The organism is Caulobacter rhizosphaerae, from assembly GCF_010977555.1.
Lineage (GTDB): Bacteria > Pseudomonadota > Alphaproteobacteria > Caulobacterales > Caulobacteraceae > Caulobacter > Caulobacter rhizosphaerae.
In genome coordinates, this window is record NZ_CP048815.1 from 4,787,123 (window position 1) to 4,809,749 (window position 22,627).

The 22,627-nt window shown below is 69.1% G+C and carries 23 protein-coding genes and 1 tRNA gene; 7 read left to right on the forward strand and 17 right to left on the reverse strand.

Annotated features, from left to right (window positions below; translation table 11 throughout):
• Position 1: 1 nt before the first annotated feature.
• The 3 genes from G3M57_RS21795 to G3M57_RS21805 are packed head-to-tail and all read right to left on the reverse strand — an operon-like array spanning position 2 to position 2,434.
• On the reverse strand, positions 2-292 hold the full coding sequence (locus G3M57_RS21795; protein WP_056753116.1) for a hypothetical protein: 291 nt from the start codon (positions 290-292) through the stop codon (positions 2-4).
• 31 nt (positions 293-323) lie between these two features.
• Positions 324-1,994, reverse strand: a complete 1,671-nt coding sequence (locus G3M57_RS21800; RefSeq protein WP_269141757.1) for a pilus assembly protein TadG-related protein — start codon at positions 1,992-1,994, stop codon at positions 324-326.
• Positions 1,995-1,999: 5 nt separating this feature from the next.
• The gene (locus G3M57_RS21805; protein ID WP_163232981.1) at positions 2,000-2,434 is read right to left on the reverse strand and encodes a TadE/TadG family type IV pilus assembly protein; all 435 of its coding nucleotides are present in this window, start codon (positions 2,432-2,434) and stop codon (positions 2,000-2,002) included.
• Between the two features lie 244 nt (positions 2,435-2,678).
• Between G3M57_RS21805 and G3M57_RS21810 the strand changes: the two genes are divergently transcribed.
• The gene (locus G3M57_RS21810) at positions 2,679-3,575 is read left to right on the forward strand and encodes a type II toxin-antitoxin system prevent-host-death family antitoxin (RefSeq protein WP_163232983.1); all 897 of its coding nucleotides are present in this window, start codon (positions 2,679-2,681) and stop codon (positions 3,573-3,575) included.
• 60 nt (positions 3,576-3,635) lie between these two features.
• Here G3M57_RS21810 and G3M57_RS21815 read toward each other — a convergent pair whose 3' ends face one another.
• The 4 genes from G3M57_RS21815 to G3M57_RS21830 all read right to left on the reverse strand — a co-directional run bounded on the left by G3M57_RS21815 (position 3,636) and on the right by G3M57_RS21830 (position 6,287).
• Entirely contained in the window at positions 3,636-4,058 is a 423-nt protein-coding gene (locus tag G3M57_RS21815) for a VOC family protein (RefSeq protein WP_163232985.1), read from the reverse strand.
• Between the two features lie 27 nt (positions 4,059-4,085).
• A complete protein-coding gene (locus G3M57_RS21820; RefSeq protein ID WP_163232987.1) occupies positions 4,086-4,520 on the reverse strand; it encodes a YybH family protein in 435 nt (144 codons plus the stop codon).
• An 82-nt stretch (positions 4,521-4,602) separates the two neighbouring features.
• Entirely contained in the window at positions 4,603-5,868 is a 1,266-nt protein-coding gene (locus G3M57_RS21825) for an RNA polymerase sigma factor (RefSeq protein WP_163232989.1), read from the reverse strand.
• Positions 5,865-6,287 carry a YciI family protein gene (locus G3M57_RS21830; RefSeq protein WP_163232991.1) on the reverse strand — a complete coding sequence of 141 codons (423 nt, stop codon included), beginning with the start codon at positions 6,285-6,287 and terminating at the stop codon, positions 5,865-5,867. The genes G3M57_RS21825 and G3M57_RS21830 overlap by 4 nt, the downstream gene beginning before the upstream one ends.
• A 423-nt stretch (positions 6,288-6,710) precedes the next feature.
• On the opposite strand from G3M57_RS21830, the gene G3M57_RS21835 reads away from it, so the two are divergent.
• Positions 6,711-7,505, forward strand: coding sequence for an alpha/beta hydrolase (locus G3M57_RS21835; RefSeq protein WP_163232993.1), 795 nt, complete (start codon positions 6,711-6,713; stop codon positions 7,503-7,505).
• Between the two features lie 43 nt (positions 7,506-7,548).
• On the opposite strand, the gene G3M57_RS21840 is transcribed toward G3M57_RS21835, so the two are convergent.
• Positions 7,549-7,625 (reverse strand) — tRNA-Met (locus tag G3M57_RS21840).
• Positions 7,626-7,669: 44 nt separating this feature from the next.
• On the reverse strand, positions 7,670-8,737 hold the full coding sequence (locus G3M57_RS21845) for a glycosyltransferase (RefSeq protein ID WP_163232995.1): 1,068 nt from the start codon (positions 8,735-8,737) through the stop codon (positions 7,670-7,672).
• A gap of 142 nt (positions 8,738-8,879) precedes the next feature.
• On the opposite strand from G3M57_RS21845, the gene G3M57_RS21850 reads away from it, so the two are divergent.
• Entirely contained in the window at positions 8,880-10,100 is a 1,221-nt protein-coding gene (locus G3M57_RS21850; protein ID WP_163232997.1) for a PQQ-dependent sugar dehydrogenase, read from the forward strand.
• Between the two features lie 133 nt (positions 10,101-10,233).
• Here G3M57_RS21850 and G3M57_RS21855 read toward each other — a convergent pair whose 3' ends face one another.
• Genes G3M57_RS21855 through G3M57_RS21865 form a run of 3 tightly spaced genes read right to left on the reverse strand, consistent with a single transcriptional unit; the run spans position 10,234 to position 12,104 of the window.
• Positions 10,234-10,605: a hypothetical protein gene (locus G3M57_RS21855; RefSeq protein WP_056753146.1), complete on the reverse strand. Its 372-nt coding sequence runs from the start codon at positions 10,603-10,605 to the stop codon at positions 10,234-10,236.
• A 58-nt stretch (positions 10,606-10,663) separates the two neighbouring features.
• Positions 10,664-11,779, reverse strand: a complete 1,116-nt coding sequence (locus G3M57_RS21860; protein WP_056753150.1) for an NAD(P)/FAD-dependent oxidoreductase — start codon at positions 11,777-11,779, stop codon at positions 10,664-10,666.
• 22 nt (positions 11,780-11,801) lie between these two features.
• The gene (locus tag G3M57_RS21865; protein ID WP_056753153.1) at positions 11,802-12,104 is read right to left on the reverse strand and encodes a hypothetical protein; all 303 of its coding nucleotides are present in this window, start codon (positions 12,102-12,104) and stop codon (positions 11,802-11,804) included.
• 143 nt (positions 12,105-12,247) lie between these two features.
• Here G3M57_RS21865 and G3M57_RS21870 point away from each other — a divergent pair, with 143 nt between their 5' ends.
• A complete protein-coding gene (locus tag G3M57_RS21870) occupies positions 12,248-13,366 on the forward strand; it encodes a hypothetical protein (protein ID WP_163232999.1) in 1,119 nt (372 codons plus the stop codon).
• A gap of 93 nt (positions 13,367-13,459) precedes the next feature.
• Here G3M57_RS21870 and G3M57_RS21875 read toward each other — a convergent pair whose 3' ends face one another.
• Positions 13,460-16,888 (reverse strand): indolepyruvate ferredoxin oxidoreductase family protein, encoded by a 3,429-nt coding sequence (locus tag G3M57_RS21875; protein WP_163233001.1) that lies wholly within the window; start codon positions 16,886-16,888, stop codon positions 13,460-13,462.
• Between the two features lie 142 nt (positions 16,889-17,030).
• Here G3M57_RS21875 and G3M57_RS21880 point away from each other — a divergent pair, with 142 nt between their 5' ends.
• Both G3M57_RS21880 and G3M57_RS21885 read left to right on the forward strand, forming a co-directional pair.
• Positions 17,031-17,528: an Lrp/AsnC family transcriptional regulator gene (locus tag G3M57_RS21880; RefSeq protein ID WP_029589380.1), complete on the forward strand. Its 498-nt coding sequence runs from the start codon at positions 17,031-17,033 to the stop codon at positions 17,526-17,528.
• 118 nt (positions 17,529-17,646) lie between these two features.
• On the forward strand, positions 17,647-18,537 hold the full coding sequence (locus tag G3M57_RS21885) for a pirin family protein (protein WP_163233003.1): 891 nt from the start codon (positions 17,647-17,649) through the stop codon (positions 18,535-18,537).
• On the opposite strand, the gene G3M57_RS21890 is transcribed toward G3M57_RS21885, so the two are convergent.
• From G3M57_RS21890 to G3M57_RS21900, 3 genes are all read right to left on the reverse strand, one after another.
• Positions 18,491-19,162 carry a hypothetical protein gene (locus tag G3M57_RS21890; protein ID WP_163233005.1) on the reverse strand — a complete coding sequence of 224 codons (672 nt, stop codon included), beginning with the start codon at positions 19,160-19,162 and terminating at the stop codon, positions 18,491-18,493. The genes G3M57_RS21885 and G3M57_RS21890 overlap by 47 nt on opposite strands.
• Before the next feature lie 105 nt (positions 19,163-19,267).
• Positions 19,268-19,651, reverse strand: coding sequence for a hypothetical protein (locus G3M57_RS21895; protein ID WP_163233008.1), 384 nt, complete (start codon positions 19,649-19,651; stop codon positions 19,268-19,270).
• 36 nt (positions 19,652-19,687) lie between these two features.
• On the reverse strand, positions 19,688-20,218 hold the full coding sequence (locus tag G3M57_RS21900) for a hypothetical protein (RefSeq protein ID WP_163233010.1): 531 nt from the start codon (positions 20,216-20,218) through the stop codon (positions 19,688-19,690).
• Positions 20,219-20,316: 98 nt separating this feature from the next.
• Between G3M57_RS21900 and G3M57_RS21905 the strand changes: the two genes are divergently transcribed.
• Positions 20,317-21,336: an adenosine deaminase gene (locus tag G3M57_RS21905; protein ID WP_163233011.1), complete on the forward strand. Its 1,020-nt coding sequence runs from the start codon at positions 20,317-20,319 to the stop codon at positions 21,334-21,336.
• Between the two features lie 179 nt (positions 21,337-21,515).
• On the opposite strand, the gene G3M57_RS21910 is transcribed toward G3M57_RS21905, so the two are convergent.
• A complete protein-coding gene (locus G3M57_RS21910) occupies positions 21,516-22,496 on the reverse strand; it encodes a DegT/DnrJ/EryC1/StrS family aminotransferase (protein ID WP_163233013.1) in 981 nt (326 codons plus the stop codon).
• Between the last annotated feature and the right edge of the window lie 131 nt (positions 22,497-22,627).

Below are 22,627 nucleotides of genomic sequence, written 5' to 3' on the forward strand. Positions count from 1 at the left end.
CTCAATCCGGCCGCCAGCCATTGCGCAGCAGGTCCACGGCCAGCAGGTGGGCGGCCTCCAGGGCCATGTCCTCCAGCTGTTCCAGTAGGGCCAGGCGCTGGGCGGGTGTGCGGGCGTGCGCGTAAAGGGCGCAGATCGCGTGCAGCCGGGCTCTGATGTCGAGCGGCGGCGCCGGGGCGTGCAGCAGCGGATTCTCCGGCAGCTGGGCGGGTGCGTCCCCCTTGCGGCCGAAGGCGCGCTGGGGGGCGTCGAACTCCAGCGATTCAAGGCCGGGCCAGTCAAGGGCGCTCATCGTTTCGCTCCGATCATCGGTATCGCATCCATCAGGCGACCAGAGCGGCGACGCCGCATCTGAGGCCGTTGACCCGCACGTCGGCTTCACCGACGCCGAGACCCAGAAGCTCGGTCAGGGAGGTGATCACCCCGTCCAGCGGCGTCGTCGCGGCCTCCAGCTGCGGTTTCAGCGCCGCCAGAATGGTCGCCTCCCCGAGGCCCAGGTGGATCAGACTGACGAAATCGACATCCAGGTCCAGATTGGTCAGCAGCGAGGCGCTCGCCGCGGCCAGGGTGTCGTTGGTCTTCACGGTCTTGACGGCGCCGGTCTTCACCTCGGCGGCGGTGAACGACACCGCCTGCCAGGACGCGCCGCCCAGCGCCACGTCGGACTTGCCGCTCACCCCGAACAGGGGCGCCTTGACCAGCTTGGCGCGATTGACGGTCAGCGGCCGCTTGAAGTCGTCCAGCGCCGCCAGGTCGATGTCGCCGATCTTCAGCGACCCGATGCTGGGCTTGACCTCCAGGGTGGCGGCCTTGCGCCCGCAGTCGATCTCCTTGAGCCGCGCCTCGCCTGACGCCAGTTCGACCAGCACGGGTAGATGCACCTGGGCCAGGCCGCCCAACAGGCCCGATCCGAGCAGCTTGGCGTCGACATAGATCCGCGCCTGGCTGGTGCGCACGACCACAGTCCTGTCCTGGGTGACGGTCATGTAGGGCGCGTTGTTCATCGGCTCGCCGATCGCCAGCCAGACGTCTGTGTCAGCCAGGCCCGGGACGGTGGCGCCGAGGTCCAGCTTCAGCTGGCGATCGCCCGCGCCGGCCTGCAGGAGCGCCTGAGCCAGGTCCATGGCGCTCAGAGCCACCGTAGCCGCGGAGCCGCCGGACACGTGGTCCTGGCCGCCATAGGGTCCCAGCGACGCCAGGGCGTCCAGATGGGCCGGCGTGCGGTCGCCGGCCGCCAGGGCCAGCGTCCGAGTCGCCGAAGCGGCCTGACTCTCTCCGCTGGCCGACAGCGTGTCAGCCAGGGCCTGCAGCGCCTTGCCGGTCGTCAGGTCGGCCTGCAGCACCTGATCGTAGGTCGGCCCCTTCAGGTCCAGCCGGGTGGAAACCGCGTCGAGATAGCTGAACAGACTGACGTCAGCCTGGGCCAGCGCGTCATAGTCCATCACCGACAGATTGACCTGGCTGCCGGTCAGGTCGCCGAGCAGCGCGTTGGCCAGGCCGCCCTTCAGACTGGCCAGGCGCGAGCCGATCGAAAAGCTGGCCAAGTCGGCGCGGGCGGCGGTGGCCTCGCGGCGGATCGGCACGGACGGGCGGTCCAGCAGCGCCGCTCCGAAGAAGAGCTCGGCCTCGCTGGCGACCGAGACCTTGACCGCGTCGGGATCCTGGGCGGTTGCCTGGAAGCGCGCCTTCACCGGGACGGCGGCGTCGCCCGTATAGCGTCCCAGCGTCACCGTCGTCTGCGGCGGCGTGCGCCAGCCGTCGCCGTTGGCCGTCACGGTCGCCTGGGCGGCGACCTGGGCGCGGCCGATGTCGTTGGCCGCCGTGATCGCCGCCAGATCGGCGACGCCCTGCAGCCGGCGGCTCTGCAGATAGACCCAGCCCATGTCGACCGCCAGGGCCGCCAGGGCCAGGATCAGCGTCAGGGACATGGCGGTGATCACCGCGACCCCGCCCCGCCGGTCCCGCCGGAAGCCCGCTCTTGGCAAACCGCGCATCGGCCTCAATAGCCTCCCAGCTGCACCGAGGCCCGGCGGCGGATCTGGTCCGACGGCATGGGAGTCACCCCGCGCACCGCGAAGGCGAAGGACTGGGCCGCGTCGTAGGACACCGCCACGGTCAGCCGTCCGTCACGGTCGATCACCTCGGTCGACAGCTTGGCCGGGACCAACTCGGCGTCGCCGGCGCTGGCGGCGACGGCCGCCTTGGCCAGGGTGGCCCGCTCGGCGGCGGTGGATCCCGGGATCGCCGCCCGCGCGGCGTCATTGGCCAACTGCTGGACCGAATGCGACATCCAGAAATAGCCGCCATAGCCGGTGATGCCCATCAGCATGAAGATCAGCACCGGCGCCAGGAAGGCGAACTCCACCGCTGTCGCGCCGCTTTGATCGCGCCGGAAGCGTCGGTCTGTTATGATCGCCTGATTGGTCTGCCGCATCGCTCGAGTCCTTCTTGCGAAGATTGCGCAAGCAGGATCGCCCAGGCGTGGATGCGGCCAAGTTTATCTGAGTAGTCCGTAAAATACGTATTTTACGGCGACAGCCTGTCTCGCCTGAAGGATGTCGCGATCAATTGTCGCTCAACCGCCACGATGGTAGCTTGACAAGGACTAGAGCATCTCGGCCAAGCGGATTCACGGGCAAGACGGAGATGATTGATTCTCCGTATTTTGTGGAGCGGCCATGACCAACGACTCTCCCGCCACGCACGCCACCGCCGGCGAAGTCAGCCGGAATTTCGGCCAGTGGCAGGACGTCGCCTTGACCGGCCCGGTCATCATCACCCACCACGGCCGTCCGCGCGTGGTGCTGCTGTCGGCGGACCGCTACGCCAGCTGGAACAATCTGCCGACGGCGAGCGGAAGCCTGGAAGACCATGTCGCCGAAACCAGTCGCGAAGCCCTGCTCGAGCAGATGGCCGAGGGCTTCATCGCGCTGGATCCGACACTGCGCGTCACCAAGGTCAATCCCGTGTTCGAGGCCCTGGCCGGGCGCAGCGCCGGCCAGCTGGTCGGGGCCAGTTGGAGCGACCTGTTCCCCCGGCCCACCCAGGCCGTGATCGCCGAGCAGATGCGGCGGGTGCTGCGCACCGGCGAAGCGGTCGAATTCGAGGCCGATTCCACGGTCCAGCCAGGCCGCTGCTATGGCGTGCGCGTCTTCCCCTATCCGGGCGGCGTCGCGGCCCTGTTCGCCAACCGCACCGAGGAGCACAGCCTGCGCGGTCGCCTGCGTCACGCCCGGGCCATGCAGACGGCGACGGCCGCCCAGCCCCGCCTGGCCGTGGCGCGGCTGAACATCCGCGGCGTGCTGGCCGAGATGGACGAGGACTTCCTGCGCCTGACGGGGTTTTCCGGCGCCGAGCTGCTGGACTGCCGGCTGACCGACATCGTCCGCCCGTCCGATCGTCGCGCCTTGAGCCAGGCGCTGGAGAAGGTCCTGCAGGGCGGCCCGGCCGTCCGCGTCGAGACCGCCTTGCTGGTCCGGGCCGGGGAAGAGCGCCCGGTCGAGCTGTCCCTGGCCCCCATCCTGCACGACGGGGCGGCCGACGGGGTGATGGTGCTGATCCTGGCGGAGGCCTGAGCCCCCGCCAGGATCGCCCCTATTTCTCGACTTCGGCTTTCAGGGCGGCAAGGCCGGGTTTCAGGCCTTGGGCGTGGTGGCGATCGACCACAGGAAGCCGTAGGGGTCGCGAACCTGGCCGTAGCGGTCGCCCCAGAACATCAGCTGCACCGGCAGGACAACCTCGCAGCCGGCCGCCGCGGCGCGCTCGAACCAAGTGTCCACGTCGTCGACCTGCAGATGCAGGGTGAAGGCGCCCGGCTTTTCCGGCGGATAACCGTGCTCGGGATAGAAGTCGCTGAGCATCAGCGAATTGCCGTTGATCACCAGGTGGATGTGCATGGTCCGCCCCTGCTCGTCGGGCGGGATGCGGTAAAGGTCCTGGGCGCCGAAGGCCTTGATATAGAAATCGGCCGCCTCGCTGGCGTTACTCGGCGACAGGTAGGGCACGATGCCGCCGGAGACGGCGGGCAGCGGGGGCATCTGGTGTTGGGCGTCGGTCATGGTCGTTCTCTCTTCGCTAAGTTGAAGTCAGGGCTTCAGGTCGATGGCGGCCTTGAAGCTGCCGTCCATCAGGAACGGTACGGACTCGTGGGCATGGACGATCTTCCAGGCCTCGCCGCGCTGGCGCAGGCCCAGGGTGTAGCGAAACCACAGGTCGGTGACTGCGCCGTCCGTCTTCGTCCCGGTCAGGTGGGCCAGGCCGTGGGCGAAGGCCACGTCGCCCGCCGCCGCGATGTCCAGCGCGGCCAAGTCGTAGCCGATTGGGCCGGACCAGGTGTCGAACCAGGCCTGGAGGCCGACGGGGTTCGGTCCCGTCGAGCGCAGCGGCGGAGCCAGCGAATAGCGCACGAAGTCGTCGGCGAGGACAGCGGTCGTCCCCTGGACGTCCTTGTCGTGCAGTCCTCGGGTCCACGCCTCGATCGCGCGGCGGATCGCGGCTTCGTCATTGTCGGCGGGGGTCATGGCGGTCTCCCGTTCAGCGGTCGACCAGAGGACGAACGGCGCGTCGCCATCCCGACATGCCCACGAACCTTTTTCGCGGAAATCAGCCGCCGGCGGACTCCTTCATCAGCCGGTCCAGGTGCAGGCGGATGTGGGCGGCCTCGGCGGCGGTGTTGGCCAGGGCGATGGCCTGGTCGAAGGCGACGCGCGCCTCGTCCTTCCGCCCCAGCTGCAGCAACAGCCCGCCGCGCAGGCCGAAGAAGTGGAAATAGCCCGACAGCTTGGGAGCCAGGGGTTCGATCATCTCCAGGGCCGCTTCGGGTCCGGCGACCTTCGCCACCGCCACGGCCCGGTTCAGGGTCACCACCGGCGACGGCGCCAGCTGCTCCAGGTCGCCGTACAGCAGGTCGATCCGCGCCCAGTTGGTGTCCTCGGGACGCTCGGCGCGGTCGTGCTCGGCGGCGATGGCGGCCTGGACCAGATAGGGCCCGGGCCGGCGATGGCGCACGGCCTTGTCGATCAGGGCCAGGCCCTCGGCGATCATCCGCCCGTTCCATAGGCCGCGATCCTGGTCCTCCAGCAGCACCACCGCCCCGTCGGCGTCGAACCGGGCCGGCGCCCGGGCGTGCTGCAGCAGCAGCAGGGCGGTCAGGCCCATGATCTCCGGCTCGCCGGGGAACAGCCGCAGCAGCAGGCGGGCCAGGCGGATGGCCTCGTCGCACAGCGCGCCGCGGGTCAGCAGCTCCTGGCCGCCGGCCGAATAACCCTCGTTGAACACCAGGTAGACCATGGCCGCCACGGCGTTCAGGCGCTCGGCGCGCTCCTCGGCGCCCGGCGCGCCGAACGGCACGTCGGCCGCCCCGATCCGGGCCTTGGCGCGGGTGATCCGCTGCTCCATCGCCGACTCGCCGACCAGGAAGGCGCGGGCGATCTGGCGCACCGAGAGACCCGAGACGATGCGTAGCGCCACGGCCACCTGCTGGGTGGCCGGCAGGTCCGGATGGCAGCAGATGAACAGCAGCCGCAGCACGTCGTCGCGATAGTGGTCGCCGTCCAGCCGATCGACCAGGGTCGCCTCGGCGTCTTCCAGGTCGGAGATCAGCTCCTCGGGCGGCAGGGGCGACGACTTGCTCTGCTTGCGCACCCCGTCCAGGGCGGCGTTGCGGCCCACCAGGATCAGCCAGGCGGTCGGGTCGCGCGGCGGGCCGTTCTTGGGCCAGGCTTTCAGGGCCCGCAGGCAGGCGTCCTGGAACGCCTCCTCGGCGGTGTCCAGGTCACGGAAATAGCGCAGCAGGGCCGCCACCGCCTGGGGCCGCGCGGCGGTCAGGGCGGCGTCGATCCAGGCCGCGTCGATATTGGCGATGGTCATGCCCCAGCTCCCCTGACATGGGCTTCGCGCCCGCGGACCTGGCGCGACGCGCCGTCCAGGCTTCCCGGACGATAGACGGCCAGCGGGCGGATTTCATAGGCGCCCCGGTCCGGATTGGCCACGGCCAGGTCGCGGGCGACGGCGATAGCCGCCTCCAGGTCGGTGCAATCGACCACATAGAAGCCCAGCAACTGCTCCTTGGTCTCGGCGAACGGACCGTCGATGACCATCAGTTCGCGGCCCTTGCGCAGGGTGACGGCGGCGGTGGTCGGCAGCAGGCGAGCCGTCGCCCCCATCCGCTCGGCGGCGGCCAGACCGGCCTCGACCGCCCCCAGCCGGGCCATCACCGCGGCGTCCTCGGCCGGACTCCAGGCCCCGACCACGTCCTCGAAATTGTAGCAGAGAATGGCGTAGAGCATGGGATGGGCGCCTTGATCGTACCGAGGACGATCGAAGACGGGCCGATCCGACAGCGCCCCGTCGAAAAAGCACCGTGGCGAACGTCGCCGGGCCGCAAGACGGCCAGCTCGTCTCGCTGCGACCTGCGTGGAGGCAGGTCGCGAAGCTTCAGGACCCCGCCGGATTCCCCGACCGCCAGATCGGATTACTCGCGGCATAGGCGAATCGAATTGCCGAAATTAAGCTAGACGCTAGCCATAACAGCCGGGATCGTCAAAAACTGCGCCCCATAGGTCGAGCCGCCGAAGGGAATGCAGCCGCGACGAGCGGTCGCATGGACCTTCACGGCGATCTCCCTAAGAGGTAGTTCGAACCACAGTAACGCTTGCGGCGAGAGTTCGCCGAAAATCATAAAAGTCACGGCGGGTCGGGGGACTCCAGGAATGAAGAAGCGCTATCTCATCGCCCTCACGGGCGTGCTGTCCTTTGGCCTGGCCATGGTCCTTCCGACCGTGCAACGACGCGCCGCCACCTCGCATATCTGGCGGCTGGCCGAGAGCGCGGCCGCCCTGCCCGCCAAGCCCGTCGTCCCGACCTTCGCCCAGGCGGACCGCGTGATCGGCCGGAACTTCGGCAAGCGCGTCTACCTCTTCCATGGCCTGCCCGGCCTGGACGGCTATTGGCAGAGCCCGGACCGCCAAGCCCTGGTCGACGCCTTGCAGGAGGACGGATCGCAGGTGGTGGTCGTTCGCCTGCCGAGGGCTCGACAAGCCTTCTACGCCGACGGCGGCGCGGCCTACTGCCAGGCGTTCAGCGCCTGGTTTTCCGCCTTCGAACGAAACATTTCCCAGCGCTATGGCGCGGCGAAGGAATACACGGTGGGGATCAGCTACGGCGGCTATCACGCCATGCTCGCCGCCCAGGACCCGACCGTCGACGGCTGGGCGGCGATTTCCCCGGTCACCGACCTGTCGCGCCTGGACGAGTTCCGCTGGCAGTCCAACAGCCGTTGCCAGCCCGGCACGCCGTCGATCGCCGCCAAGCCCGGCCTGATGGTCTATGGCCGGCATGACAAGCGCGTCGGAAGCGACCTGCTCGTCGCCGCCGCCGGCCGAATCGAAGGCGGCGGCAACCAAAGGTTCGAGGCCGCCGACTTCGACGCCAAGGGCCATGGCCTGTCAGCGGAAATGGTCGCGAAGGTCGAGCAGTGGTACGGCCTGCAGCAGCCGGTGAGTTAGGTTCGGAAGAACGGTAAGTCCGGCGTCTCGGCCGGAAACCGCGTGGTGGCTGGGGGCGGGATCGAACCGCCGACCTGTGGGTTATGAATCCACCGCTCTAACCATCTGAGCTACCCAGCCGCACGAAGCGGAGGCGGGCTTATAAGCGCAAAGCGGGGGCGGCTTCAAGCCCGTCCGAGCATCCGATCGAGCACCGCGTCCAGACGCCGCTTCAGGCTGGCCGGGCCGTAATCGGCCAGCACCTTGGCGCGGGCGGCGGCGCCCAGGGCGACGGCCTTTTCCGGCGCGGCGGCCAGGCTGGCCAGGGCGCGCGCCAGGGCGGCGGGGTCGCCGGGCGCGACCAGGGCGCCGTCGACGCCGTCCTGGATCATCTCCACGGGCCCCGGGATGGCGCTCGACACGGCCGGCAGGCCGACGGCCATGGCCTCCAGCAGCACCAGCGGGAACCCTTCCTGGTAGGATGGGAAGGCGAAGACGTCGCCCGTGGCCAGGAAGGCCGGGACATCGCCGCGCCAGCCGACCAGGCGCACGCGATCCTGCAGGCCGTGCTGGGCGATCAGTCCCTCCAGCCTGGGGCGCTCGTCGCCCTCGCCGGCGATCTCGCAGTCGAAGGCCTGGTCCTGGTCGCGCAGCAGGGCCAGGGCGGCGACCAGCACGTCGAACCCCTTCTTGGGATGCAGGCGGCCGGCGGCGACGATGCGCGGCGGGCGGCCGGCCTGGCCGAACGGCGCGGCCTGGACGGCTGGCGGCTTCACGGCGTTGGGCACCAGGTGCACCCGCTGGGCCGGGACGCCGCGCTCGACCGCCAGATCGGCCAGGTGCCGGCCGACGCAGACATAGTGGGTGCGGGCGAAGTGCGGACTGGACGTCTCGACGTCGAAGGCCGGCTTGTGCACGCAGACCGCCAGCACGGCTCCGGGCGGGGCGACCCTGGCCATCAGCCTGGCCGGTCTCTGGCCGTGGCTGAGGATCAGGTCGGGCGCGGCGGTCTGGACGATCCCGCGGGCCGCGCCCAGGGTCAGCGGGTCCCAGTCGGTATAGGCCGGCATGGTGGTCAGCGGCGGGACGCGGCCGGCCTGCTGGGCGGCGACCTTGCCCCCGGTCCGCACCACCCCCGTCGCCGCGCCGCCATCCGCGGCGGCGTAGGCCTCCAGGATCAGCTGATAGTCGAGAAACACCTGCTCCAGGCCGCCCAAACCCTTGCCCAGCATGGCGTGCAGGATGGCGGTCAAGGCGGGCTCCGTCTGTGGCGAGGCCGGACCTTGGTGGGGGGACAGGCTTGAGTCAACGGCGCGCCACACGCCGGTCCGGGATGACAACCCGGCCCCGGAATGACAACGTCGGCGTCGCCCCTCCCCAATCGGACAGTTCCCTATGCGTCTTCGCCATCTCGCCCTCGCCGCGCTGGTCCTGTCGGCGTGCGGCCCCGCCAACACGGTGCAGGCCCTGCCCAATCCGCCGGTCGAGACCGGCCCGCCCAACGCCCCCGACCAGAAGCCGGCCTTCCCGCAGCAGACCCGGGCGCCGGAGGAGAAGCTGGGCGTGGCCTACCAGGTCGAGACCCTGACCACGGGCCTCGACCATCCCTGGAGCCTGGCCTTCCTGCCGGACGGCGCCAAGCTGGTCACCGAGCGGGCCGGCCGCCTGCGGATCCTCGGCGCCGACGGCAAGCTGTCGCCCGCCGTCGCCGGCCTGCCGCCGGTGTTCGCCGAGGGCCAGGGCGGCCTGCTGGACGTGGCGCTGGACCCCGACTACGCCAAGAATGGCTTGATCTACTGGACCTATGCCGAGCCCCGCGACGGCGGCAACGGCACGACCGCGGCGCGCGGCAAGCTGGTGCTGGGCGCCGCGCCCCGGCTGGAGAACGTCCAGGTGATCTGGCGGCAGATGCCGACCATGGATTCGCCCCTGCACTTCGGCGGCCGCCTGGCCTTCGCCCGCGACGGGGCGCTGTTCGTCACCACCGGCGAGCGCTCTATCCTTCCAGGCCGGATGCAGGCCCAGAACCTGGACGCGGCCCTGGGCAAGCTCATTCGTATACGACCAGACGGCTCGATCCCGGCCGACAACCCCTATGTCGGCAATCCGCAGGCCAAGCCGGAAATCTGGTCCAAGGGGCACCGCAACGTCCAGGGCGCGACGATCAATCCCTGGACCGGCGAGCTGTGGACCGTCGAGCACGGCGCCAAGGGCGGCGACGAGATCAACACCCCCAAGGCCGGCAAAGACTACGGCTGGCCGACCATCACCTATGGCGAGGAATATTCGGGCAAGCCGATCGGCGAGGGGATCACCCAGCACGCGGGCATGGAGCAGCCGATCTACTACTGGGACCCGGTGATCGCGCCCTCCGGTCTGGCCTTCTATGACGGAAGCCTGTTTCCCGCCTGGAAGGGCAGTCTGTTCGTTGGCGGCCTCAAGGGCTACCTGGTGCGGCTGACCGTCAAGGACCACCAGGTGGTCGGCGAGGAGCGCCTGTTGTCGGAGCTGAACGTCCGCATCCGCGACGTGAAGGTCGGCCCGGACGGGGCGCTGTACCTGGTGACCGACGAGGATGACGGGCGGGTGCTGAAGCTGACGCCGAAGAAGGGATAACCCTCGGAACTTGCCCCCTACGGGCCTTCGGCCGTCTTCCCCCAGAGGGGGAAGAGCCTGCGCGCGAAGGCTCCGCCCCCTCTGGGGGCGGACAGACCGCGCAGCGGTCAGGTGGGGGCAAGAAAAGGGCGCCCTACTTCGGTTTGCCCTTCCTCGCCTCCCACAGCGTCGCCGCCAGCGAGGGCTTGCCCTTCAGCAGGGTGGCGGCGGCCATGCCGGCCATGAACGAGGCGGTCGGATGGGCCTGCATCATAGTCAGCACGCGCTGGTCCAAAGGCGGCTGGCGGGTCTTGGCCAGGTGCTGCTTGTGCAGGACCGACCAGACGGCCACCACCACCGCGGCCACGATCGCGACGATGGCGTAGGCCCAGGCCGAGCCGACCCACTGGGCCAGGAAGGCGAACACCGCCATCGCCCCGGCCACGGCGGCGATTGCGGCGGCCATGATCAGGCCCGCCCCGGCCATCAGCCGCGAGATCAGTCTGTCGATGAAGTCGTCCAGCATGGCGCCCTCCTGAAAACCCAAGACGGCAACGCGCGAGACGCCAGTTGGTGGCAAAGCCTTACGCGGTCAGGCGCCGCGCCACCTCCTCGCCGATCGCCAGCGAGCTGGTCAGGCCCGGACTCTCGATGCCGAACAGCGCCATCAGGCCCTCCAGGCCGTGGCTGTCGGCGCCGCGCAGCTGGAAGTCGGGTTGCGGCTCGCCAGGGCCGTGCAGCTTGGGCCGCACCCCGGCATAGTCGGGAACCAGCCGGTCGGCGGGCAGGTCGGGCCAGAACTTGCGGATATAGTCGGCGAAGGCCGCAGCCCGGGCGGGGTCGACCGAATAGTCGGGGGCCGGGACATAGTCCAGGTCCGGCCCGAACACGGCCTGGCCGCCCAGGTCGTTGCGATAGTGGGTGCCCAGGGCGCCATGGATCGGCGGCGGGTAGATCAGCCTCTGGAACGGCGCCTTGGCCGCCAGCCGGAAATAGACGCCCTTTCCATAGTGGGCGGCGGGAATCTGGTCGGCGGGGAAGCCCTCGATGGTCGCGGCCACGGCCTGGGCCGACAGGCCGGGCGCGGTGACCAGCAGGCGGCACGCCAGGCTGGCGGGCTCGGCCCCGCCGATCCGCACGGTGAAGCCGCCGCCGGCCCGCGGCGTCGCGCCCTCGAACGGGGTCTTGACCACCACGGCCCCGCCAGCCGCCTCGATCTCGCCCTGCAGGGCCAGCATGTAGTCGTGGCTGGCGAACACGCCGCTTTCCGGCGACAGCAGCGCGGCGTGAGCGTTCAGCCCCGGCTCCAGCGCCCGGGCCTGGTCGCCGGTCAGGTGGTCCATGCCCTCGACCTCGTTGGCCAGGGCCTGGTCGTAGATCGCCTCCAGTCGCGGGATCTCGCTCTGGCTGGTGGCCACCACCAGCTTGCCGCACTTCTTGTAGTCGATGTGATGCTTGTCGAGGAACGCATACAGCCGCCGCCGGCCCTGGACGCAGAGCCGCGCCTTCAGCGAACCGGTCGGATAGTAGAGCCCGCCGTGGATCACCTCGGAATTGCGCGACGACACGCCCTGGCCGATGTGGTCTTCGCGCTCCAGCACGGCCACGACCAGGCCTTGCTGGGACAGGGCGTAGCCGCAGGCCAGGCCGACGGCGCCGGCGCCGACCACGACGGCGTCGAAATCGAACTCTTGGGTCATCTGGAAATCACCGGTCGCCGCTTCACCCGCGTGGCGTATCCAGGCGCTGCTTCACGGTCGCGCGGAGGTCGGCGAAGAAATCTTCCGCGTCGACATAGTCCTTGGGATCGATCGCTTCGGCCTCAAGCTCGTCGAGGAAGCGCTCAAGCTTGTCGGATCCGCCCATGATCTCGGCGGCCCGGCGGTAGTTCAGTTCCGCGAGTTCCGCCGCCACCGCCTCGTCCAGCGAGGCGAACTCGCCACGCCGAACCCGCGCCAGCAGATCGGCGGCGTCGTCGGGCGACAAGGTCACGACGCTGGAGGCGGGCGGCGGCGGCTTGTTCATGCGCCCAACCTATCACGCCTCATGGCCGGCGCCAGATGGAGTGGTCGGCGGCCTTCATTGCCCTTTTTCGCGAGCTGTGAAACCTTACCCGACAAGGTTGAGGGCGCGGCGGTCGTCAGGCCGGCGTCCCAGGGAAGGGCATCATGAACTTCGGCGCCGCGCTCGATGTCGCGATCGGGCTGATCTTCGTCTACCTGCTGGTCAGCCTGTTCGTCACGGCGCTGAACGAATACATCTCGAGCTTCCTCAACAAGCGCAGCGAATTCCTGCTCCAGCGGGTGCAGAGCCTGCTGGGCGGCGACGGGTCGGAAGCCAAGTCCGGTGACTGGTCGCCGCAGATGTGCGCGGTGTGGAACCACCCGCTGATCAACGCCCTGAAGTCGCACAACCTGGCCGAGGACCACGGCACCAAGCGCGGGGCGCTGCTGAAGAACGCCCCCTCGTACATCCCGGGCAAGACCTTCGCCGTGGCCCTGACCGAGACGCTGAAGCCTTCCGAAACGGCCCATCTCAGCTTCGCCCAGCTGAAGACCGCTGTCGCCGGCATCGAGAACAACGAGCCCCTGAAGGCCGCCCTTCTGCCGATGCTCGACGACGCCGAGGGCAAGCTGGACGTGTTCCAGCAGAACGTCGCCACCTGGTTCGACCGGGCGATGGACCGCACCAGCGGCACCTACAAGCGCTGGGTCCATCGGCTGACCTTCTGGGCCGGCTTCGCCGTGGCGGTGGCGTTCAACGTCAATTCGCTGCAGCTGATCGACAACCTGTGGCGCGATCCGGTGGCGCGGGCCGGCCTGGTGGCCCAGGCCTCGCAATCGGCCCAGGGCGCCACCGAGGCGCGCGACGTCGAGGCCAATCTGGCCGCGCCCGCGCCGACGCCGGCGCCGACGCCAGCAGCCTCGGCCGAGGGCGACGAAGCCACCGCGCCCGAATGCGCCTGCGACGGAGGCCAGAGCGCCGCCGACCTGGCCCAGGACCTGCCGCTGCCGATCGGCTGGAGCCAGGAAGGCCTCTGCGCCCTGGTCCACGAGCCGTTGTCGTCCCTGCCGCCCAGCAAACGGCCGGCCTCCGCCTGCAAGACGCCCTATCGCAACGGCTGGAGCGTGACAGCGAAGATCTTGCTGACCCTGCTGGGCCTGGCGATCACCGGCCTGGCCGTCTCGCTCGGCTCGCCGTTCTGGTTCGGCATCCTGCAGTCGGTGACCAACATCCGCGCCACGGGGATCAAGCCTGACCGCGCGGACGGGACGGTGCAGCGGTAAACTCACGGACGGGGACACGCCCTTGCGGCGTGTCCCCTCCTCAGGCGCGGCGTAGACTTTTGGGGACGCGCCGCAAGGGCGTGTCCCCGGCTCCTACCCTTCCCACTGGCTCCAGAGGGTCGCGGCCTGGGCCTTGGCCTTGACTACCGCGGCGTCCTTGACGTGGCCGTAGCCGCGGATCTCCTGCGGGATCGCGGCGATGCGGGCCGCCAGCGGCAGGCGCTCGGGCGTCAGGCCGCCGGCCAGGCGGTCCAGCGTGGTCTCGTAGTCGGTGATCAGGCCGCGCTCCATGCGCCGCTCCTCGGTCTTGCCGAACACATCCAGCGGTCCGCCGCGCAGGCCTTTCAGCTTCGCCATGACCGGGAAGGCGAGGTCAAGCATCCAGCCGCCGAACGCCATCTTGCGCGGCCGGCCTTCCTTGTCCTTGGGGGCGAGAATCGGCGGGGCCAGCCAGACCTTGGCCTTGCCGCCCTTGAAGGTCCCGGCCAGTTCGGCCGCGAAGCGTCCATCGGTATAGAGCCGGGCCACCTCGTACTCGTCCTTGTAGGCCATCAGCTTGTAGAGGTTCACCGCCGCCGCGCGGGTCAGGATCTCCCCGCCGCCGTTCGCCGCCTCGGCCAGGGCGACCTTCTCGATCTTGGCCGCGTAGCGCTTGGCGTAGGCCTCGTTCTGGTAGGCGACAAGGTCGGCGGTGCGCTTGGCGATCAGCTCGGCCAGCGGCATGGTTTCCGGCGTCGGCACGTCCGCGTCGCGCGGCCCCATCGAAGCTGGATCGTGCGCCACGCGGCGGCCCAGCTCGAAGGCGGCCAGGTTGGACTCATAGTCGACGCCGTTCAGCTTGATGGCCCGGTAGACCGCGCGGCTGGACAGCGGGATCACCCCGCGCTGCCAGGCGAAGCCGACCATGATCATGTTGGCGAAGATGGCGTCGCCGAACTGGGTCTCGGCTAGGTGCTGGGCCGGGCAGGCGTCGAAGCTCTTGGTGGCGCCCTTGATCCGCCGGGCCATGGCCCCGCTGTCGAAGCGGACGTCGCGGCTCGTGACGAAGTCGGCCGTGGGAGCGAAGTCGCTGTTGCCGAAGGCGGCCGTGCGGTCCTTGGCGTACAGCGACAGACCTTCCGGCGAGGCGGCCACCAGCATGTCGCAGGCGATCAACACGTCGGCGCTGGCGGCGGGCACCCGGCCACCGACCACCGTCTCCTCGGTCTCGCCGATCTTGACGTGGCTGAACACCGCGCCGCCCTTCTGGGCCAGGCCCGTCATGTCGACCACGCTGCCGGCCCGGCCGTCGACGTGGGCGGCCATGGCCAGGATCGAGGCCACGGTGGTCACCCCTGTGCCGCCCACGCCGGTGAAGATGATCCGGCGCACGCCGTGGAAGTCGTCGAACACCGGCAGCGGCGTGGAGTCGACCGTCAGGGCCGGGGCCTTCTTGGCCTTGGCGCTCTCGGCCCCTTCCAGGGTGATGAACGACGGGCAGAAGCCGTCGACGCAGCTGTAGTCCTGATTGCAGCTGGACTGGTTGATCTTGCGCTTGCGGCCGAACTCGGTGTTCAGCGGCTCCACCGACACGCAGTTGGACTTGATCGAGCAATCGCCGCAGCCCTCGCAGACCAGCGGGTTGATGAACACCCGCTTGGTGGCCTTGGCCATGGTCCCGCGCTTGCGGCGGCGGCGCTTTTCGGTGGCGCAGGTCTGGTCGTAAAGCAGCACCGTCGTGCCGGGGGTGTCGCGCAGCATCTTCTGCACGCTCATCAGTTCCGAGCGCGGGAAGACGTCGACGCCGGGCGCCAGGTCGGTGACGCCCTGGTAGCGTTCCAGCTCGTCGACCACGATCACGGTCCGGGCCACGCCCTCGCTAGCCAGCTGGCGGGTGATCTGGGCCGGGGTGAAGCCGCTCTCGGCCCGCTGACCACCGGTCATGGCCACGGCGTCGTTGAACAGCAGCTTGTAGGTGATGTTGGCCCCGGCCGCGACGGCGGCCCGAATCGCGAGCGAACCGGAGTGGTTGTAGGTGCCGTCGCCCAGGTTCTGGAAGACGTGCTTCTCGGTGGTGAACGGCGCGGCCCCCACCCAGGTCAGGCCCTCGCCGCCCATGTGGGTGTTCAGGTCGGTCATCGGATCGTTGAAGCCGGCCATGTAGTGGCAGCCGATGCCGGCCAGGGCGCGGCTGCCCTCCGGCAGCTTGGTCGAGGTGTTGTGCGGGCAGCCCGAGCAGAAGAACGGCTTGCGGGCCTGGTCGGCGGCCAGGCTGACGGCGGCGACGCCGGCGGCCGAGACGCGGTTCAGATAGGCCTGGGCCCGTTCCATGTGCGGGCCGGGAGGCAGGCGGTCGTAGATGGCCAGGGCGATCTCGGCCACCGACAGCGAGCCCAGTTCCGACAGCAGCGGATGGCCGTGCTCGTCCAGCTTGCCGATGATCCGGGGGCGGGCGTGGGCCGGCAGGTCATAGAGGGCGGCCCGGGCCTGGGGCTCGATCAGGCCGCGCTTGTGCTCGATCACCATCAAGGTCTCGAGGCCGGCGGCGAAGGCGCGCACGCCCAAGGGCTCCAACGGCCAGGGCATGCCGACCTTGTAGATCGACACGCCCAGGTCGGCGGCCTCCTGCAGGGTCATGCCCATGGCGGTGAAGGCTTCCAGCACATCCTTGTAGGCCTGGCCCTGGCAGACGATGCCCAGACGCGCCTTGCCGACGCGCACGTGCGAGGCGCCCAGCACCACGCGGTCGATCCCGTTGGCCCGGGCGAAGGCCAGGGCGGCGGGGATCTTGTGCAGGCGAAGTCGGCGCTCCTTCTCCATCGGCTGGTCCTTCAGCCGGATGCCCAGGCCGCCGGGCGGCATCGGGAAGTCGGGGATCACCAGCCGGTGGCGGTTCAGGGAGACGTCGATGGTCACGCCCGAGTCCATGGTGTCGGCCAGGGCGATCATGCCGGTCCACAGGCCGCTGAACCGCGACATGGAAATGCCCAGCAGGCCGTAGTCGAGCACCTCCTGCACATCGGCCGGCGACAGCACGGGCATCTCGAAGTCCTGGAAGGCGAACTCCGACTGCGACGGCAGGGTCGAGCTCTTGCAGGCGTGGTCGTCGCCGGCCACGGCCAGCACGCCGCCGGTCGGGAAGCTGCCGGCGAAATTGGCGTGCTTGAAGACATCGCCAGTGCGATCCACGCCCGGCGCCTTGCCATACCACATGCCGAAGACGCCGTCGTGGGTCGCGCCCGGGAACAGGTTGGCCTGCTGGCTGCCCCAGACCGCCGTCGCGGCCAGGTCCTCGTTCAGGCCTTCCTTGAAGACGACGTCATGGGCCGTGAGCAGCTTGGACAGGCGGGCGGCCTGCTGGTCCAGCCCCCCCAGGGGCGAGCCGCGATAGCCGGAAAGGAAGCCCGCCGTGTTGAGCCCGGCCCGGGTGTCCAGGCGCTTTCGGTCGAGGAGAACGCGGATCAGCGCCTGCACGCCGGTGATGAACGCACGACCATCTTCGAGCAGATATTTGTCGTCGAGCGTGACTTCCGAGTGCCGCATAGCAAAAAAATTCCTCCCGGGTCTTCTCGCCCGCTCAGCAATATCTTATAGAAACGGGGAAATTGTTTGCCCAAGGTGTGCCCGTCCCAAGGCCGCTTTGCGCACGATCAGCGCGCCAATCACCCTCTGGGGGGAGGAATTCTTGTCCGAACAACTCGACGCCGTGGATGCCAAGATCCTGGATCTCATCCAACACGACGCCGGACTGTCCGTCGCCGAGATCGCCGAGCGAGTCGGCCTGTCGTCCAGCCCGTGCTGGCGCCGGATCAAGCGGCTGGAGGACGCGGGCGTCATCCAGCGCCGCGTCACGATCCTGGACCGCGAGAAGCTGGGCCTGGGCTTCGAGGTCTATTGCACCGCCAAGCTGTCGCTGCCGACCAAGGAAAACCTCGAGGTCTTCGAGCAGGCGGTGGCCAAGTGGGCCGAGGTGGTGCAGTGCGCCACCGTGACCGGCGCGGCCGACTACGAGCTGCGAATCGTCACCCGCGATATGCGCGCCTTCGACGAGTTCCTGCGCGACAAGCTGCTGTCGCTGGGCCTGGTCAGCAATATCGAGAGCCGGATCGTCATCCGCGGCGTCAAGAACTCCACGGCCGTGCCGCTGGGCCTGGTCAGCCCGTATGTGAGCCCGCTGGGGTAGATCGCGGCCGGGGACAGGCGCATGCGCCTGTCCCCGGCCCGCGCGCCGTCGTTTCCTTCTAGAATCGGCGCTTGCGTCCCGCCACAATGCTGGCTCCACCGCTTCGGAGCCCGCCCCCATGATCGACCTCGTCATCGACCAGCGCCGCAAGGACCTCGGCGGTTTCGAGGTCGGCCGCGTGCTGCCGTTCCACAGCCGGCGGATGGTGGGGCCCTTCACCTTCTTCGACCATATGGGCCCCGTCGCGTTCGAGCCCGGTTTCCCGCGCAACGTCGACGTGCGCCCGCATCCGCACATCGGCCTGTCGACCCTGACCTACCTGTTCGAGGGCGAGATCACCCACCGCGACAGCGTCGGCTCGCAGGTCGAGATCCGGCCCGGCGAGGTCAACTGGATGACCGCCGGCAGCGGCATCACCCATTCCGAACGCTTCGAGCACCTGCGCGAGCACGGCGGCGCCATGCACGGCATCCAGGCCTGGGTGGCCCTGCCCGACGGCCAGGAGGAGATCGCCCCCAGCTTCTCGCACCATCCGCGCGACGAGATGCCGGTCTATGAGGAGGGCGGGCTGAAGGCCGCCCTGGTGGCCGGCAAGGCGTTCGGCGCGTCGGCCAAGGTGCCGGTGTTCTCGCCGCTGTTCTACGTGCACTGGGAACTGGCGGCCGGGGCCAAGGCGGGCCTGCCGGCGGAGTATCCCGAGCGCGCCGCCTATGTCGCGGTCGGCAAGGTCGAGGCCGCCGGCCAGGTGCTGCACGCCGGCCAGATGGCGGTGTTCAAGCCGGGTGAGACGATCACCTTCGAGGCCCTGGAACCCTCCACCGTCATGCTGCTGGGCGGCGAACCGGTGGGGCCGCGCTTCATCGAGTGGAATTTCGTCCATTCGTCCAAGGCGCGCATCGAGCAGGCCAAGGCCGACTGGCGGGCCCAGCGCATGAAGCTCCCCGACCTGGACGACCAGGAATTCACCCCCCTGCCCGAGCCTTCGCCGCCGGCGCAGCCGATGTCTTAGGGGCGGGGGCCATTTTGAAGCGGTCCGGAACGTAGCTGCGCGCCAGCGACGCGGCGTCGAACATGGCCGGGTCGGGCTTTTCATGCTCGACCGCGACGGCATAGGTCAGGGACCACGGTGAACCGTTGACCAATTCATAAGTGGTGCGAACGATCGCGCCGTCCTGCATGACGTCGTAGGTCCTGACGTTGTGCGCGTCGATCAGGCGTATTCGTTGCGCTGGGCCAAACGCGGTGTTCACGACGCCCCGCCATTCGCTCGCGACAAAGGATTTGTTGGTGTTCACCCCGCAGGCCGCCAACGCCACCTTGGAACCGACGACCTTCTCGCCCGTGGTGAGTGACAGGCCCGTTCCGGAGCCGGTTGCGCAATCGGCGATCCAGCGGTCGCGCGGCGTCTCGACCCGGTGCAGGGTCCCGGAATGGAACTCCGCAGACCATTCCTCGACCGGCCCGCCTGTCTGCTCGATCCGATTCCAGTTGTAGACGACGTAGTCCGTCCTCGTGGTCTTGGTGAGCTCGACCACCGCCCTGACTGGAGCAGGAAGCCTGTCCTCCGTACGCCCCGAACAGGCGCTCACCCCGAACAGGCCAATCGTCAGCGCCACCTCGAGACCACGTTTCATGATCATCTCTCATACCCCCTCGAAACGACCGGACCTTAGCCGAATTTGCGCGACGCCTAAGCTCAAGCCTGCAGCGGCGCGCCCGAAGGCCGAAGTCTTCGCCTACTAGAGGAACGGCCCCGGCAGCCTCAGCGGCCCCGGCCCGACCTCGTCGTCGGCGTCGCCCACGGCCTCGTAGTGCGCCGCCAGCTTGGCGCAGGCGGCCAGGACCAGAGTTTCGACGAAAGCCGGGTCGCGACCCGTCAGCCGGACGATCTCGGCCAGGGCGTGGCCCCGGCCGGCGGCCATGTCCATCGCCGCGACCTCCTGGACCGACAGCGCCGCGCGGGCGCGGGCCAGCCGCTCCACCGCGTCCAGCCGCTGGAAGCCGTCGTCGCTGGCCAGCGCCTTGCGATAGTCGCGGCCGTACAGGGCGGCGGCCTCGGCCTCCGCGAAGCCGATGTCCGGGCCAAGCTCTTCAATCGATGCGAGCGGATATTTGGATGTCACGAGCGCATTCCAGGTTCGCGTCGGTGAGCCGTCGCTTCACTTGGCCTTCAATACATGGAAGACCGGCTCGCCCCAGTCGAACTTCCACTGGTCGTAGCGGTAACTGGTGACGAGTTGCGCGGCCTCTACGGGAATATCGAACACGTGGTCGACGTCGGAACTCGCGCCCATCGCCTTCTGCTTTGCAAGCAGCCTGTCGCGGATCGTCAGGATTTCCGCCGGGAGCTCACCTGAAGTCTCCAAGTTGAGGGGACCATCACCCGCAAAATGCGAGATCGACCAGACCTTGCGACCGGCGTTGAACAGCGTTGCGTCGCTGAACATCACGCCCTCATGGATATGACAGCCGATCACCGTCGCTTCGGCCGAAAGCGCCGCCAGACGCTTGTCAGAGACGTACTCAAAATCGTTGGCGAACAGGATGATCCACTTGTTCGGCAACTCAGCCAATGAGAACGGCTCCTCTTGCGCCTCGTCCACCTCGTCGGTGGCGGTCATGCGCAGGCGATGCAGGCATTCTGTTCGGTCGAGACCGTTGAAGCCAATCCAAGAAATATCAAATCCCATGCCTGAATGGGTGTCACAGCTTGAGCGTGCGAACAAGCCGAAGGCGATGCGCAGGGTTCCGCCTTGACCGAGCCGTCGCTGCGGCCGATGGATTCGTCATGACCGACACCGCCCTTGAAACCTTCGTCCGCGGCCTGCCCAAGGCCGAGTTGCACATGCACATCGAAGGCAGCCTCGAACCCGAGCTGATGTTCGAGCTGGCCGCGCGCAACGGCGTGACCCTGCCGTTCAAGACGGTCGACGAGATCCGCGCCGCCTACGCCTTTTCCAACCTGCAGGACTTCCTGGACATCTATTATCAGGGCGCGGGCGTGCTGCTGACGGCGGCCGACTTCAAGGACCTGGCCCTGGCCTATTTCCGCCGGCTGGCGGCCGACGGCGGGACCCATGCCGAGATCTTCTTCGACCCCCAGACCCACACCGACCGCGGCGTGGCCTTCGAGACGGTGATCGACGGCCTGGTCCAGGGCATGGAAGAGGCCGAGCGCACTCTGGGCGTGACCTCCAAGCTGATCCTCTGCTTCCTGCGCCACCTGGACGAGGCCTCGGCCTTCGCCACCCTGGAACAGGCCAAGCCGCACCTGTCCAGGATCGCCGGGGTGGGCCTGGACTCCTCGGAGGTCGGCCACCCGCCCGCCAAGTTCGCCCGTGTCATGCAGGCCGCACGCGACCTGGGCCTGAAGGTGGTGGCCCACGCCGGCGAGGAGGGCCCGCCGGCCTATGTCTGGGAGGCTGTCGACATCCTGGCCGTCGACCGCATCGACCACGGCAACCGGGCGCTGGAGGACGACTGCCTGACCGCCCGCCTGGTGCAGGACGGGACGACCCTGACCGTGTGCCCGCTGTCGAACCTGAAGCTGTGCGGCGTGTCCGACCTGAAGGAGCACCCGCTGAAGCGCATGCTGAAGCTGGGCCTGAAGGCGACGGTCAATTCCGACGATCCGGCCTATTTCGGCGGCTACCTGCTGGAGAACTACGTCCAGACGGCGGAAGCGGTTGGTCTGACGCGGGACGAGCTGGTGACCCTGGCCAAGAACAGCTTCACGGGGTCGTTCCTGGACGAGGCGGAGAAGGCCCGGCGAGTGGCGGCGATCGACGCCTATGCGGCCGCGCACTGAATCTGAGGACCCTCTCCCAAAGGGAGAGGGAGGGGCCCATCGCATCGCGATGGGAGGGTGAGGGGTTTAGACGCCCGACGGCGTGCCGGCAGGGCCTGAGTGAAATCGGATAGGGCGTAACCCCTCATCCTCCCACCGCCTCGCGGCGGGCCCCTCCTTCTCCCCGTGGGAGGAGGTGATTACAGCGCTTTCCTCACCGCTTCCGCCAGTTCATCCAGCTCGGCGATGCCCAGGTCGGCGTGGAACGGCAGGCTGAGCACAGACTTGGCCAGGCGGTCGGCCACCGGGGTCTGGTCGCGGATGACGACGCCCGGGCCGACCGGGTTGGTGGCGTAGCCCATCTCGGCCAGACGCGCGGCGACGAGCGGGGCGGTTCCTTCAGGCAGACTGACGACCCAGGCGTCGGACACCCAGCTCATCCCCCAGCCCGGCTGGAAGCCGATCCGGGCGCCCAGCAGCAGCATGCGCAGGCGCTGGGCGGCGGTGGCCAGGCGCAGGCGCTGGCCCGACCAGCCCTCGAGGCCGGCGTCGCCGACAAAGGCCGGCGCCTCGAGCCTGGCGATGAAGTCGGCGTCCTGGCTGGCCACGAACACCCCGCGGCCGCAGGGCAGGCCGACGATCACCGGAACCGGGGCTTCCATGATCACGTCGAAGCCGTCAGTGGCGTCGACTACGATCGGCAGGCCGGTCTCGCGCTGGAAGGCCGCCCAGGCGGTCATGTCCGGGGCGCGGCCGAAGGCGCAGGTGGGGACGATGGCCTCGATCGGCGGCGGGGCCTCGCCGAGGCGCTCGCGCAGGTGGGCCGGGTCGAACATCCAGCTGCAGGGATCCACGTCGACCAGCCAGGGCCGCAGGCCGGCGCCGACGATGGCTTCAAGCGTGGCCGCCGAGGCCAGGGCCGGGACGATGCAGACCCCGCCGCGACGAACGCCCGAGGCGACGAGGGCGGCGGTCAGGGCGGCGACGCGGGTGGCGACGGCGCGGACGGCGGTGGGGCGGTCGAAACGGTCGGCCAGCCGGGCGTCAAGGCCCGAGGCCAGGCCCTGTCGCAGCACCTTCTCCACGGCGGCGAAGTCCTGCGGGACGCCGGCGGCGGCCAGGGCCGCCTCGGCCTTGGCCTGCCTGCGGGCTTCCGGCGACACTTTGGGGAGGGCTTGCATCACACGTCGCTTCCGAACAATCCGGCCCCGTCACGCAACGGCGCCGTTATGGTTAAGAGAACGTATCGAGTGACTCGGGGCCCCCGGATGCGGCGCGCCGTCGCGGCAGAAATGTGGCCGGAATCTTTGAC